Here is a 13,410-nt window from a genome sequence, read left to right as displayed (position 1 = left end):
CGCATCGATGAACGCCTCGACCGCGCGAACCGGGTTATCTGCCGATACGTAATCATCAAGCGATGCAGGCAGCAGATAGTCCTGCCGACGGTCTTCCCCGTGTACGAAACGGCCCATGCCCAAGCCTCCCGAAACGTCGGAAAACCATAGCAGATTCCGAAGTTTTTACACAGCCTCGGGCGAAAGCTGCCGCTGCTAACGCACCGTCATTCCGGCTGCCGCGATCTGCGACAAGAGGTTCGCCCGCACCGCATCGGACACGGGCGGCAAGGGCCGGGCCGCCTTGCCGTGGCGCAGGCGTTCGCGGTCCTTTTCGTCCGGTTCGACCCGTCGCACCCGCACCGCCGCCTTGCCGACCGCGCGCAGGCCCAGTTGCTCGGCCGCGCCGCGTGACAGGTCGATGATCCGGGACGATCCCGCGAACGGTCCGCGATCGTTGACCCGCACGATGATCCGCCGCCCGGTGTCCAGCGCCGTCACCTCGACATAGCTGGGCAGGGGAAGGGTGGTGTGCGCCGCCGTGGCCCAGCCGGGGCGGAAGCGTTCGCCGTTCGCGGTGCGCTTGCCCGATTCGCCGCCATACCAGCTGGCATAGCCCAGCATGTCGTAGGTCGCGTCCTCGGCGGGGACATAGGTGACGCCGCGTACCGTATAGGGCCGCCCGATCCGCACCGGCGTGTCGCTGACCGGCCGGTAATTCCCGCCCGAACAGGCCGCGACCAGGCAGGCCGCCGCCGGTGCCCAGCGGCGCCCCCAGCGGCACCATCGTCTCATATCCACCATGGGTTTTGGATTAGGCCGCGAGATGGGGGTGATAAAGCGGTTTGCGCCTCCATCCGCCGCAGACTATCCCCGTGCCGACCGGTATGGGCTTCCAGCCCGATCGCCGGTCAATCGCACCGGTGCCCTTCGGGGCTTGAAACGGGAACGGGGTGCAAATCCCCGGCTGTCCCTGCAACTGTAAGCGGTGAGCGCGCGACGCTGGTGTCCCGTGCCTCCTTTATTGGGGCGCGAGGCACGGCCACTGGAGCGATCCGGGAAGGCTGCATCGCCGACGCTTCGACCCGCGAGCCAGGAGACCTGCCGATGCGAGTCGCTCTTGCCGCGATCCAGGGGATGGTCATGGCGAAGATATATTGTATCATGTGAGCGACGCCACGTGGCCGATGCGAATCGAATCCGACTCTGACGTGCGTCCGTCTGTGGTCGGCCCGGTCGGCCTTTGTCGCCATGGCGCCCGGGGGAAGAGATCCGCCCATGTCCGAAGTTTCCATCCGACCCTCGCTCAAGCGCCGCGTCACGTGGCTGATGGGTGCGCTCGTCATCGTCAATATCGCCGTCTGGGGCTGGGCGCTGAGCGTGTTCGCGGGCAACAGCCTGATGCTGGGCACCGCCTTGCTCGCCTATAGCCTGGGGTTGCGTCATGCGGTCGATGCCGATCACATCGCGGCCATCGACAATGTCACCCGCAAGCTGATGCAGGACGGCCAGCGGCCCATCGCGGTCGGCCTGTGGTTCGCGATCGGCCATTCCGCCATCGTCCTGATCGCGGCGACCACGGTCGCGCTTGCCGCCAGCACCCTGTCCGATTTCGAGGCGTTCGGGCAGAGCGGCGGGACGATCGCCACCATCGTCTCGGCCAGTTTCCTGTTCGCCATCGCGATCATGAACCTGATCATCCTGCGCGACGTGTGGACCCGTTTCCGCCGCGTCGCGCGCGGCGAGCCGATGGCCGAGGCGGATGCCGACATGCTGTTTTCGGGGCAGGGGCCGCTGTCGCGCCTGTTCCGTCCGCTGTTCCGGCTGATCCGGCGGAGCTGGCACATGGCGCCGCTGGGCTTCCTGTTCGGGCTGGGGTTCGACACCGCGACCGAGGTGGCGATCCTGGGTCTCTCGGGCTCGCATGCGGCGGACGGCGTGTCGCTGGCGACGATCCTGGTCTTCCCGGTGCTGTTCGCGGTCGGCATGGCGCTGATCGACACCGCCGATGGGCTCGTCATGCTGGGGGCGTATGAGTGGGCGTTCGTCCACCCCTTGCGCAAGCTCTACTACAACATGACGATCACGCTCGTCTCGGCACTGGTCGCGCTGGTGATCGGCGGTATCCAGGCGACCGCGCTGCTGGCCGAGCGGTTCGGCTGGACCTCGGGGCCGTTCCGTTATGCAGGCGCGCTGTCCGAGCATTTCAACATACTCGGCTTCGCGATCGTCGGGCTGTTCGTGCTCTGCTGGGGGGCAAGTTTCCTCCTCTATCGCTGGCGCGGGTTCGCCGCGATGGAGGCGCGAATTGCCAAGCCCGGCGCGGCGGGATAAATGCCGCACATCGGGGGCGAAAACTCCCGAAGATCGCGCCGGTGCCCCTTGGGGCTTCAAACGGGAATGGGGTGCAAATCCCCGGCTGTCCCTGCAACTGTAAGCGGTGAGCGAGCGATGCTGGTGCTGTTGGAGGCACGGCCACTGGAGTGATCCGGGAAGGCGCATCCCTTCGCTTCGACCCGCGAGCCAGGAGACCTGCCGGCGTCATGGTCGCTCTTGCCTGGACCCAGGGGGTGGTCGGGGCACGGTTCTCCGTCGGGGAGCGACGAAGCCATGCGGCCGGGGCCGCATCGGTCGCCGGTCAGCGGGGCGGACGCATGTCGCGCGCCCGTTCGTCACCGCTTCGGCGACAGGTCCCGTGTCCGCGCTCGCTCGTCCGGCGCGTCGGAGAATTACCATGCGTGACCTCAGCAAGGTCCCCGTCACCATCGTCACCGGCTTTCTGGGTGCGGGCAAGACCACGCTTATCAGCCACCTGATCCGCAATGCGGGCGGTCGTCGCCTGGCGGTGGTCGTCAACGAGTTCGGCACGCTGGGCGTCGACGGCGACATCCTGCAATCCTGCGCGATTCCCGATTGTCCGGCGGAAAATATCGTCGAGCTGGCCAATGGCTGCATCTGCTGCACCGTCGCCGACGACTTCATCCCGACGGTCGAAAAGCTGCTGGCGATGGAGCCGCGGCCCGATCACATCCTGATCGAGACGTCGGGCCTCGCTTTGCCCAAGCCGCTGCTCAAGGCGTTCGACTGGCCCGCCATCCGTTCGCGCATCACGGTGGACGGGGTGGTCGCGCTGGCCGATGCGGAGGCCGTCGCGGCGGGCCGCTTCGCCCCCGATCTCGACGCGGTCGAGGCGCAGCGCGCCGCCGACCCCAGCCTCGACCATGAAACCCCGCTGTCCGAAGTGTTCGAGGACCAGCTCGCCTGTGCCGATATCGTCCTGCTGACCAAGGCCGACCTGGCCGGGCCGGAGGGCGTCGCGAAGGCGCGCGCGATCATCGCCGCCGAAGCCCCGCGCCCGCTGCCCATGGTCGAGGCGGTCGACGGCATCGTCTCCGCCGAGATCGTGCTGGGCCTGGAAGCGGCCGCCGAGGACGACATCGCCGCGCGCCCCTCGCACCATGACGGCGCGGACGATCACGAGCATGACGATTTCGACAGCATCTCGGTGATGCTGGGCGAGGTGGACAGTCCCGAGGCGATCACGCAGCGCATCGTGACTCTGGCCGAGCAGCAGGATATCCTGCGCGTGAAGGGCTATGCGGCCGTGGCAGGCAAGCCGATGCGGCTGCTGGTCCAGGCGGTCGGCCGCCGGGTCCGCACCAGCTATGATCGCCCATGGGGTGCGGGCGAGCCGCGCGGCACGCAACTGGTCGTCATCGCCGAGCATGACCGGATCGACCGCGCCGCGATCGAGGCCGTGCTGAAGGGCTGAGACCAGTGCATCTCGTCTTTCGCGAGAGCCATGGGCTGGAGGAACAGGCGGTTCCACAGGATCTGGGGCAGCGCCCCGGTGACGTGGTCGTGCTGTCCTTCTCCGACAGCGACCTAAGCGCCTTTGCGGCGGGCTGGCGGGCGGGGGGATTCCTCTGGTCGCTGCGGCTCGCCAATCTGGCGACGCTGGTCCACCCGCTGTCGGTCGACACCTATGTCGAGCAGACCCTGGTGCATGCGAAGGCGATCCTGATCCGGCTGATCGGCGGGGCGGCCTATTGGGACTATGGCCTGCGCGAGGTCGAGCGGCTGGCGCGGGAGCGGGGGATAGCGCTGGTGGTGCTGGCGGCGGACGGGCGTGAGGACCGGCGGCTGATGGCGGCGTCTACCGTCGAGGAGGCGGTGGTGCGGCGGTTGGGGGCGCTGTGCGATGCGGGGGGAGCGCAGGCGGCGGGTGTTGCCTTGGGGGTACTTGCCGAGACGGTGTTGCCTGGGGCCTTGCCCCTCCCCAACCCCTCCCCCTGCCGGGAGAGGGGCTATCGTGGTGCGGGACGCGCGGGATTTGGAAGCACGCGTCCGGTCGCTGACGCGAGCGAACCGTTTGAAGAAGTGCAAGCGCCCACCACACACACGCCCCTCCCGCAGGCGGCAGGGGATGGGGGAGGGGCCTCGCCCCAAGCGACCCCGCCTCTGATCGCCCCCGTCGGCGGCTGGACTCCTGAAGGCCCTTCCTGCCCTGCCGCCGCTCTTCTGCGCCAAGACCGCCCCCGCATCCTGCTGACCTTCTACCGCGCCTATCTTGCCGCTGCCGACCTGGAGCCCATCGCGGCCCTCCACGCCGCCTTGACCGAGCGCGGGTTCGACCCCGTTGCCCTTTTCGTCCCTTCGCTGAAGGCCGAAGGCGCAGGCCCCTGGATCGCGCGTTGGGTCAAGGCCCTGACCCCCGCCGCGATCATCAACGCCACCGCCTTCTCCGCGCGCGGCGAGGATGACACCACCCCGCTGGACGGTGCAGGCGTGCCGGTGTTCCAGGTCGCGCTCGCCACCAGCGACCGGCAGGGCTGGGAGGGGTCGGCACGCGGCCTGTCGCCCGCCGACCTCGCCATGCACGTCGTCCTGCCCGAAATCGACGGACGCCTCTTCGCCGGTGTGGTCAGCTTCAAGCAACCGGGTGAGCGCGATCCCGATTTCGACATCGCCCTGCGCCTGCACCGTGCCGAGCCCGCACGGATCGCGGCGGTGGCGGACAAGGTGGCGGGCTGGGCGAGGCTTGCCGCGACTCCTGCGGTGGAACGGCGGTTGGCGGTCCTGCTGTCGACCTATCCGGGCAAGGACTGGCAGGCGGCACATGCCGTGGGGCTGGACGGCTTTGCCTCGACGGATGCGATCCTGAATGATCTTCGCGACGCCGGTTATGATGTGGAGGCACAGGCCGACCTGCCCGCCGCGCTGCTCGCCAACCGGATGACATGGCCGGTCGCCGCCTATCGCGAGGCGCTTGCCGCCTTGCCCGAGTCCCTACGCGCCGACCTGCTGGAAAGCTGGGGTGTGGCCGAGGCGGATCCGCTGGTCGATGGGGACGCCTTCCACTTTCCCGCGCTGGAATTGGGCAAGGCCATCGTCGCGCTTCAGCCCGAGCGGGGTCGCCGCGAGGCACGGGCGGATGACTATCACGACCTCTCGCGCTGCCCGCGCCACTCCTATGTCGCCTTCTATCTCTGGCTTCGGGCGCGGGGCATCGACGCGCTGGTCCATGTCGGCGCGCATGGCACGCTGGAATGGCTGCCCGGCAAGGCGGTGGCGCTGTCCGACGCCTGCTGGCCCGAGGCGCTGACCCGCGACTGGCCGGTCCTCTACCCCTTCATCGTCAACGATCCGGGCGAGGCAGCGCAGGCCAAGCGAAGGCTGGGCGCGGTGACGATCGGCCATGTCCCCCCGGCTTTGGTACAGGCCAGGACGGGTGCGGGGCTGGGGCGGCTGGAGGCGTTGCTCGACGAATACGCCAATGCCGACGGCCTCGACCCCGCGCGCCGCGACCGGCTGCGCGCCAGTATCGCCGAGGAGGCGGAGAGCGTCGGGCTGGGCGATACGCTTGGGCTGGCGGGGGCGGAGGATCCGCTCGCCCGGATCGACGCCTTTGTCTGCGATGTGAAGGACAGCCAGTTCGGCGAGGGGCTCCACATCTTCGGGCGCGGCGAGCAGGGCGCGGCGGAGCGGACGGGATTGCTGGCCGGGCTGGATGGCAAGCGCGTCGCGGCGGGGCCTTCGGGCTCACCGTACCGAGGGCGCGCCGATGTGCTGCCCACGGGCCGCAACCTGTACGCCATCGATCCCCGCGCGGTGCCGAGCCGTGCAGCGCATCTCCAGGGCGTCAAGCTCGCCGAGGAACTGATCCGCCGTCACATGCAGGAGGAGGGCGATCACCTGCGCACCCTGATCGTCGATCTCTGGGGTTCGGCGACGATGCGCACGGCGGGTGAGGAATTTGCCATGGCGCTCCACCTGATCGAGGTCGAGCCGGTCTGGGACCACCGCTCCGAGCGGGTAACGGGGTTCGAGGTGATGCCGCTGATGCGCTTCGACCGGCCGCGTGTCGACGTGACGTTGCGCGTGTCGGGGCTGTTCCGCGATGCCTTCCCCCATCTGGTCGCGCTGTTCGGGCAGGCGGTGCGCGCGCTGGCCGCGCGCGAGGAAGCGTCCGACTGGAACCCCTATGTCGGCCAGGCGACCCCGCGCGTCTATGGCCCCGCGCCGGGTCGCTATGGCATCGGGCTGGACCCGAATGCAGGCTATGACGAGGCGGCGCGGATCGAGGCGGGGCAGAGCTGGCTCGCCGCCTCGGCGACGGCGCTCGACGACGGCGACCGGCGCGATGCGGAGGGGATCGCGGCGCGGGTGGCGGGGGCGCAGGCGTTCGTCCATCTCCATGACCTTCCCGAAAGCGACCTGCTGCTGGCCGCCGATTATGCGGCGCATCAGGCGGGCTTCGCGGCGGCACGGGCAGCGCTGGGGGAGGGGGCGGCCTCGCTCTATCATCTCGACACGCGCGACCCCGCCAATCCCAAGGCACGGACGCTGGCGGAGGAGATCGCCCGTACCGTCCATGCCCGCGCCGCCAACCCGCGCTGGGTGGCGGGGATGATGGCGCATGGTTTTCGGGGTGCGGCCGAGATCGCCGCGACGCTCGACCATCTGGGCAGCTTCGCGCATCTGGCCGACGCGGTCCCCGCCGCGCTGATCGACCTGTACTGGGACGCGACGCTGGCGCAGGACGCGGTGCGCGACTTCATGGCGCAGGCCAACCCGGCGGCGCTCGCGGCGATGGAGGCGCGGTTCGCGGCGCTTTACGAGGCGGGACTGTGGCGGACGCGGCGCAACTCGGTGCTGGCGATGCTGGACGGCGCGGCATGAGCGGGTTCGAGGTCAAGGGCTGGTGCCCCGATGCGTGGCGACCGATGATGGCGGGCGACGGACTGCTCGTCCGGGTTCGTCCGCCGCTGGGTCGGTTGACGGCCGAACAGGTCGAGGGGCTGTGTCGGGCGGCGCTCCGCCACGGCAATGGCCAGATCGACCTGACCGCGCGCGCGAACCTGCAAATCCGGGGTGCCAGCGAGGAAAGCTGGCCCGACATGCTCGCCGAATTGCAGGCACTGGAACTGGTCGATCCCGATCCGGTGCGGGAGGGGCGGGGCGCGATGCTCGTCCAGCCGGAATGGCGCGAGGGCGACGATAGCCATGTCATCGCGACCGGGCTGTGCGCGCGGCTGGCCGATCTGCCCGACCTGCCGGGCAAGGTCGGCTTCGTGGTCGATGCGGGCCCTGCGCCGATGCTGGGCGATGCGCCCGGCGATTTCCGGATTGAGCGGACGGCCACGGGCGAATTGCTGCTCCGCGCCGATGGGCGAGCGACCGGCGTGATCGTCGCCCGGGAAAATGCGGTCGAGGGGCTGATCCGGCTGGCGCACTGGTTCGTTGACAGCGGTGGCCATGATGCGGGCAGGATGGCGCGCCATGCGGCCCTTCTTCCGGCATGGGCGACGGGCGACGCGAAGCCTGCACCTTCCACCACGCCGCTGGGCCCCGGCGCGCATCCGATGGGCGCGGTCTATGGTCTTCCCTTTGGTCGTATCGACGCGGAACGGTTGGGTGCCTTTGCGGGCGATCGACGTGCACCCATCCGCCTGACCCCGTGGCGGATGCTGCTGGTCGAGAATATTGCCCCCACCCCCGCCAAGGGCATGGTCCTGCAAGATGCCCCCATCCTGCATGTCGACGCCTGTGTCGGCGCGCCCGCCTGTCCGCAGGCCAGTGTCGAAACCCGCGATCTCGCCGCCCGCCTCGCACCGCTGGTCAAGGGCCGCCTGCACATATCGGGTTGCGCGAAGGGCTGCGCGCGGGCACGGGCGGCGGACTGGGTGCTGACCGGGCGGGAGGGGGCTTTCGATCTGGCCAGAGACGCCCGCGCCGGGGCCGCGCCCCTTCACACCGGATTGACGCCCGAGCGGGCGGTCGCGCTTCTCGGAGCCTGTTGATGCCGTACACTTACGAAACCGATGGCGCGGCGATCTATCGCCAGTCCTTTGCCATCATCCGCGCCGAGGCGGAGCTGGGCCGCTTCGATGCGGAGGAAGAGCCGGTGGCGGTGCGCATGATCCATGCCGCCGGGCTGGTCGAACTCGCGCCCTTCATCCACTTCTCGCACGGCTTTGCAGTGGCGGGGCGGCAGGCGCTGGCGAATGGCGCGGCGATCCTGTGTGACGCGCATATGGTCAGCGAGGGGGTCACGCGCGCTCGCCTGCCTGCCGACAATCCGGTGATCTGCACGCTGCGCGATCCCGCCGTGCCCGCGCTCGCGCGGGAGATGGGCACGACCCGCTCGGCGGCCGCGCTGGAGCTGTGGCGGCCGCATCTGGCGGGCGCGCTGGTCGCGATCGGCAATGCGCCGACCGCGCTCTTCCATCTGCTGACCATGCTGGAAGACCCCGACTGCCCGCGCCCGGCGGCGATCATCGGCTGTCCGGTCGGGTTCGTCGGCGCGATGGAGTCGAAGGATGCGCTGTGGGAGGCGCAGCCCGTGCCGTGCGCCATCGTGAAGGGACGCCCCGGCGGCAGCGCGATCACCGTCGCGGCGATCAACGCGCTGGCGAGCCGCGCCGAATGACGGTCGGTACGATCCACGGCGTCGGCCTGGGGCCGGGTGCGGCGGACCTGATGAGCGTGCGCGCCGACCGGCTGGTGCGCGGGGCGCGGCATGTCGCCTATTTCCGCAAAAGCGGACGGCGCGGCCATGCGCGCACCATCGTCGAGGGCATGTTGCGCGACGATGCGGTGGAATATCCGATGGACTATCCGGTCACGACGGAGATCCCGTTCACCGACCCGCGCTATAACGAATGCCTGTCGGCCTTCTATGCGCAGTGCACCGCGCACATCCTGTCGCTGGTGCAGGGCGGCGAGGATGTGGTGGTGCTGTGCGAGGGGGATCCGTTCTTCTACGGCTCGTTCATGCACCTGCACAGCCGGTTGCGGCCGCACGCGCCTGTCGCGGTCGTGCCGGGGATCACCGGCATGTCGGGCGCCTGGACCGCCAGCGGCGCGCCGATCACATGGGGCGACGATGTGCTGACCGTCGCGATGGCGACCCTGCCCGAGGCGGAACTGACCCGCCGCATCGCCGAGACCGACGCGCTGGTCGTCATGAAGATCGGCCGCCACCTGCCCAAGCTGCGCCGTGCCATCGCGGCGGCCGGACGGGAGGATCAGGCCTGGCTGGTCGAACATGCCGCCCAGGCCGGGGAGCGCGTCCGTCGTCTGTCACAGGTGGAGGACGCGCCCGCCCCCTATTTCTCGATCGCGCTGATCCATGGCCAGGGGCGACGGCCATGAGCGGCTGGCTGGTCGTCGTCGGACTGGGGCCGGGCGCGGAGGACATGGTGACGCCCGAAGTGTCGGCGGTGCTGGCGGAGGCGACCGATGTCGTCGGTTACATCCCCTACGTCGCGCGCGTGGCCGAGCGGCCCGGCCTGACCCGCTATGCCAGCGACAACCGCGTCGAGCGCGACCGGGCTCTCCATGCGCTGGAAATGGCCGAGGACGGGCGGCGCGTCGTCGTCGTATCGTCGGGCGATCCGGGGGTGTTCGCCATGGCGGCGGCGATCTTCGAGCGGGTGGAGGAAGACCCCAGACGCTGGCACGACCTCGACATTCGCGTCCTGCCCGGCATCACCGCGATGCTGGCGGCCAGCGCGCGGGCGGGCGCGCCGCTGGGGCATGATTTCTGCGCGATCAACCTGTCGGACAATCTGAAGCCGCAGGCGCTGATCGAGCGGCGGCTGGCGCTCGCGGCGGAGGCGGATTTCGCCATTGCGCTGTACAACCCCCGGTCCAAGGCGCGGCCCGATGCGCTGGACGCGGCCTTTGCGCTGCTGCGTGAGACGTGCGGCGACGATCGCCCGGTGCTGTTCGCCCGTGCCGTCTCCACCCCGGAAGAGCATTTGCGCATCGTGCCCCTGCCCGATGCGCGCGGCGAGATGGCCGATATGCGGACCGTCGTCATCATCGGGTCCAGTCGTACGCGGACGATCCCGCATGCGGGCCGGCCGATCCTCTACACCCCCCGGACGACACGGTGATCCAGCCAGTCCAGCACCTGCGCGACGCTGCTCGCCTGCGGCCGGTCTGGTATGGCAGGCCGGTCGATCATCACGACCGGCAGGCCCAGTGCGCGCGCCGCATCCAGCTTCGCCCGCGCGCCCGAGCCGCCCGCATTCTTGGCGACGACGACTTGGACCCGGTGTTCGCGCAGCAGCGCCAGTTCGCCCGCCAGCGTGAAGGGGCCGCGATCCACCACCAGATGATGGTGCGGCAGCGCGGGCGGCGCGGCGGGATCGACGAAGCGCAGCAGGTAGAAATGCTGCGTCGCATGGCCGAAATCGCCGATGGTCTGGCGACCGAGTGCCAGGAAGACGCGCGCCGCCTCGGTACCCAACGCGACGACCGCTTCCGCCGTATCGGCAACGCGGATCCAGCGGTCGCCGGGTCCCGCCTCCCAGGCGGGGCGGGTCAAGGCGAGGAGCGGCACACCGGCCAGTTCCGCCGCCGCGATGGCATTGGCGCTGATCCGCGCGGCGAAGGGATGGGTGGCGTCGACCAGATGGGTCACGCCCTCGCGGGTCAGATATTCCGCCAGCCCCTCGATACCGCCGAACCCGCCCACCCGCGTGGGAATGGCCTGCGCACGCGGATGGTCGGTGCGGCCCGCATAGCTGAGCACCGCATGTTCGCCGCGCGTGGCCAGCGCGGTGGCCAGCGCGCTCGCCTCGGTCGTGCCGCCGAGCAGAAGGATATGGCGCATGGCTGACTCCCAGGCGTGGCTGACGATCGTCGGGATCGGCGAGGATGGCTGGGACGGCCTGACCGCCCCCGCACGCGCCGCGATCGATGCCGCCGATAGCGTGATGGGCGCAGCCCGTCACCTGTCGTTGCTGGGCGGGCGGGGTGGGGGGGAGCGGATCGTCTGGCCTATCCCCTTTGCCGATGGCGTGCCGATGCTGCTGGAACGGCGCGGAGAGCGGGTGGTGATGCTCGCATCGGGCGATCCCTTCTGGTTCGGGGCGGGTTCGGTGGTGACCCGCCATCTCGATCCGGGCGAATGGGTGGCCTATCCGGCCGCGTCCACTTTGTCGCTGGCGGCGGCGCGGCTGGGCTGGCCGGTGGAGACGATCCAGGGCGTCGGGCTCCACGCCCGGCCGGTCGAGACGCTGCGCCCGCTTCTGGCGCCTGGGCAAAGACTATTGGCGCTGATGCGCGACGGGGCGTCGGTGACAGCGCTGGCGGCGTGGCTGGCCGAACAGGGTTTCGGCGGCAGCGCGCTGACCGTGCTGGAGGCGCTGGGCGGCCCGCGCGAGCGCGTCCGGCGCGTGGCGGCGAACATGCTCGACTGGACCGACATCGCCCACCCGGTCGCAGTGGCGATCGAGCCTGTCGGGCCGGGCCGCGTCCTGCCCTGCGCAAGCGGGCTGGACGATGACTGGTTCGCGCATGACGGACAGATCACGAAGCGCCCGGTCCGCGCACTTGCCTTGTCGGCGCTCGCCCCGCGTCCGGGCGAGTTGCTGTGGGACATCGGGACGGGATCGGGATCGGTCGCGCTCGAATGGCTGCTCAGCAACCCCACCACCCGCGCGGTCGGTTTCGAGCGTGATCCCGCCCGGCTCGCCCGTGCCCGCGCCAATGCCGCGCGGCTGGGTGTCGAGCGGCTGGACCTGGTCGAGGGCGACGCGATCACGGGCCTAGCCGACCGGCCGCACCCGGATGCGGTGTTCGTCGGCGGCGGCCTGTCGCCGCAACTGGTCGAGGCCCTGCGCATGCTGCCCCATTGTCGCCTCGTCGCGCATGCGGTGACGCTGGAAACCGAGGCGTTGCTGACCCAGTGCCAATCGCGCTTCGGCGGCGAGTTGCTGCGCATCGAACTGGCACAGGCCCGGCCGCTCGGCACCAAGCGCGGCTGGAAGGCGAGCTATCCCATCGTGCAATGGCGGGTCGCGTGGTGATCGCGGGTTTCGGATGCCGCGCGACGGCGACGGAGGCTTCCTTTCGCGACGCGCTGGCCGCGATGGGCGTACGGCCCGATCGCCTTGCCGTGCCGGAGGATCGCGCCGCCCTGATTGCCGGATTCGCGCAGAGGGAGGGGTTGTCCGTGACCGTCATTCCCGCCGCCGCGCTGAACGGCATCGACACACCCACCCGCTCCGACCTCAGCCTGATCCATCGCGGCGTCGGCAGCGTCGCCGAGGCGGTGGCGCTCGCCGCCGCCGGGGCGGGGGCGCGGATCATCGTGACCCGCGTGATTTCCGCCGACCGCATGGCGACCTGCGCCATGGCTCAAGGACCTGACCAATGACCGTCCATTTCATCGGCGCCGGACCCGGTGCCCCCGACCTGCTGACCCTGCGTGGGCGCGACCTGATCGCGGCTTGCCCGGTCTGCCTCTATGCCGGGTCGCTGGTTCCGCAGGCGGTACTGGCGCATTGCCCGCCGGATGCGAAAATCGTGAACACCGCGCCGATGACGCTCGACGAGATCATGGCGGAAATTCGTGATGCGCACGCCAGGGGGCAGGACGTCGCCCGCCTCCATTCGGGCGACCTGTCGATCTGGTCGGCGATGGGCGAGCAGGTGCGGCGAATCCGCGAACTGGGCATCCCCGTCTCGGTGACGCCGGGCGTGCCGTCCTTCGCGGCGGCGGCGGTGCTGGAGAGCGAGCTGACCCTGCCCGGCATCGCCCAGTCGGTGATCCTGACCCGCACGCCCGGCCGCGCCAGCGCCATGCCCGAGGGGGAGACGCTGACCGCCTTCGCCGCGACCGGCGCGACGCTGGCCATCCACCTGTCGATCCACAACCTGGCGAAGGTCGTCGCCGACCTGACCCCGCATTACGGCGCGGACTGCCCGGTCGCGATCGTCTGGCGCGCGAGCTGGCCCGAGCAGCGCATCGTCCGCGCGACGCTGGCCACCATCGAGGAGGCTGCCGCCGACGGGCCGGAGCGTACCGCGCTGATCCTGGTCGGCCGCGTCCTTGCCACCAGCGATTTCGCCGAGAGCAAGCTGTATGCGGAGGGCTATGACCGCCGCTATCGTCCCGGGAACACGCTGGCATGA

12 protein-coding genes and 2 riboswitches are annotated in these 13,410 nt (G+C 70.1%); of the genes, 10 read left to right on the top strand and 2 right to left on the bottom strand.

Annotated features, from left to right (window positions below; genetic code table 11):
- Window positions 1-195: 195 nt before the first annotated feature.
- Complete coding sequence (locus SOM26_RS11130) at window positions 196-774, bottom strand: septal ring lytic transglycosylase RlpA family protein (protein ID WP_320452797.1); 579 nt, start codon at window positions 772-774, stop codon at window positions 196-198.
- Window positions 775-883: 109 nt separating this feature from the next.
- Window positions 884-1,102: riboswitch (cobalamin riboswitch) on the top strand.
- 155 nt (window positions 1,103-1,257) lie between these two features.
- Between SOM26_RS11130 and SOM26_RS11125 the strand changes: the two genes are divergently transcribed.
- From SOM26_RS11125 to cobJ, 7 genes are all read left to right on the top strand, one after another.
- Window positions 1,258-2,313, top strand: coding sequence for a HoxN/HupN/NixA family nickel/cobalt transporter (locus SOM26_RS11125; protein WP_320452767.1), 1,056 nt, complete (start codon window positions 1,258-1,260; stop codon window positions 2,311-2,313).
- A 22-nt stretch (window positions 2,314-2,335) separates the two neighbouring features.
- Window positions 2,336-2,533: riboswitch (cobalamin riboswitch) on the top strand.
- 180 nt (window positions 2,534-2,713) lie between these two features.
- Window positions 2,714-3,751: a cobalamin biosynthesis protein CobW gene (gene cobW / locus SOM26_RS11120; protein WP_320452766.1), complete on the top strand. Its 1,038-nt coding sequence runs from the start codon at window positions 2,714-2,716 to the stop codon at window positions 3,749-3,751.
- A 5-nt stretch (window positions 3,752-3,756) separates the two neighbouring features.
- Window positions 3,757-7,161 (top strand): cobaltochelatase subunit CobN, encoded by a 3,405-nt coding sequence (gene cobN, locus SOM26_RS11115; RefSeq protein ID WP_320452765.1) that lies wholly within the window; start codon window positions 3,757-3,759, stop codon window positions 7,159-7,161.
- Window positions 7,158-8,282, top strand: a complete 1,125-nt coding sequence (locus tag SOM26_RS11110; protein WP_320452764.1) for a ferredoxin-like domain-containing protein — start codon at window positions 7,158-7,160, stop codon at window positions 8,280-8,282. The genes cobN and SOM26_RS11110 overlap by 4 nt, the downstream gene beginning before the upstream one ends.
- A complete protein-coding gene (locus SOM26_RS11105; RefSeq protein ID WP_320452763.1) occupies window positions 8,282-8,911 on the top strand; it encodes a precorrin-8X methylmutase in 630 nt (209 codons plus the stop codon). Before SOM26_RS11110 ends, SOM26_RS11105 begins: the two co-directional genes overlap by 1 nt.
- On the top strand, window positions 8,908-9,636 hold the full coding sequence (cobI, locus tag SOM26_RS11100) for a precorrin-2 C(20)-methyltransferase (protein WP_320452762.1): 729 nt from the start codon (window positions 8,908-8,910) through the stop codon (window positions 9,634-9,636). Before SOM26_RS11105 ends, cobI begins: the two co-directional genes overlap by 4 nt.
- On the top strand, window positions 9,633-10,382 hold the full coding sequence (gene cobJ, locus SOM26_RS11095) for a precorrin-3B C(17)-methyltransferase (protein ID WP_320452761.1): 750 nt from the start codon (window positions 9,633-9,635) through the stop codon (window positions 10,380-10,382). The genes cobI and cobJ overlap by 4 nt, the downstream gene beginning before the upstream one ends.
- Here cobJ and SOM26_RS11090 read toward each other — a convergent pair.
- Window positions 10,358-11,104 carry a cobalt-precorrin-6A reductase gene (locus tag SOM26_RS11090; RefSeq protein WP_320452760.1) on the bottom strand — a complete coding sequence of 249 codons (747 nt, stop codon included), beginning with the start codon at window positions 11,102-11,104 and terminating at the stop codon, window positions 10,358-10,360. The genes cobJ and SOM26_RS11090 overlap by 25 nt on opposite strands.
- On the opposite strand from SOM26_RS11090, the gene cbiE reads away from it, so the two are divergent.
- From cbiE to cobM, 3 genes are read left to right on the top strand one after another with little or no spacing between them, the layout of a single operon-like run.
- Entirely contained in the window at window positions 11,103-12,302 is a 1,200-nt protein-coding gene (gene cbiE, locus SOM26_RS11085; protein ID WP_320452759.1) for a precorrin-6y C5,15-methyltransferase (decarboxylating) subunit CbiE, read from the top strand. The genes SOM26_RS11090 and cbiE overlap by 2 nt on opposite strands.
- The gene (locus SOM26_RS11080; protein ID WP_320452758.1) at window positions 12,284-12,652 is read left to right on the top strand and encodes a cobalamin biosynthesis protein; all 369 of its coding nucleotides are present in this window, start codon (window positions 12,284-12,286) and stop codon (window positions 12,650-12,652) included. Before cbiE ends, SOM26_RS11080 begins: the two co-directional genes overlap by 19 nt.
- Window positions 12,649-13,410 (top strand): precorrin-4 C(11)-methyltransferase, encoded by a 762-nt coding sequence (cobM, locus tag SOM26_RS11075; protein WP_320452757.1) that lies wholly within the window; start codon window positions 12,649-12,651, stop codon window positions 13,408-13,410. The genes SOM26_RS11080 and cobM overlap by 4 nt, the downstream gene beginning before the upstream one ends.

Origin of the sequence: Sphingomonas sp. CFBP8993, assembly GCF_034044895.1 — a bacterium.
GTDB lineage: Bacteria > Pseudomonadota > Alphaproteobacteria > Sphingomonadales > Sphingomonadaceae > Sphingomonas.
Note: the sequence above shows the minus strand (reverse complement) of the source record. Positions and strands in the feature narration are given on the sequence as shown.

Coding starts and splice junctions, on each gene's coding strand:
- SOM26_RS11130 (WP_320452797.1), bottom strand. CDS start 774: ATGAGACGATGGTGCCGCTGGGGGCGCCGCTGGGCACCGGCGGCGGCC.
- SOM26_RS11125 (WP_320452767.1), top strand. CDS start 1,258: ATGTCCGAAGTTTCCATCCGACCCTCGCTCAAGCGCCGCGTCACGTGG.
- cobW (WP_320452766.1), top strand. CDS start 2,714: ATGCGTGACCTCAGCAAGGTCCCCGTCACCATCGTCACCGGCTTTCTG.
- SOM26_RS11110 (WP_320452764.1), top strand. CDS start 7,158: ATGAGCGGGTTCGAGGTCAAGGGCTGGTGCCCCGATGCGTGGCGACCG.
- SOM26_RS11105 (WP_320452763.1), top strand. CDS start 8,282: ATGCCGTACACTTACGAAACCGATGGCGCGGCGATCTATCGCCAGTCC.
- cobI (WP_320452762.1), top strand. CDS start 8,908: ATGACGGTCGGTACGATCCACGGCGTCGGCCTGGGGCCGGGTGCGGCG.
- cobJ (WP_320452761.1), top strand. CDS start 9,633: ATGAGCGGCTGGCTGGTCGTCGTCGGACTGGGGCCGGGCGCGGAGGAC.
- cbiE (WP_320452759.1), top strand. CDS start 11,103: ATGGCTGACTCCCAGGCGTGGCTGACGATCGTCGGGATCGGCGAGGAT.
- SOM26_RS11090 (WP_320452760.1), bottom strand. CDS start 11,104: ATGCGCCATATCCTTCTGCTCGGCGGCACGACCGAGGCGAGCGCGCTG.
- SOM26_RS11080 (WP_320452758.1), top strand. CDS start 12,284: ATGGCGGGTCGCGTGGTGATCGCGGGTTTCGGATGCCGCGCGACGGCG.
- cobM (WP_320452757.1), top strand. CDS start 12,649: ATGACCGTCCATTTCATCGGCGCCGGACCCGGTGCCCCCGACCTGCTG.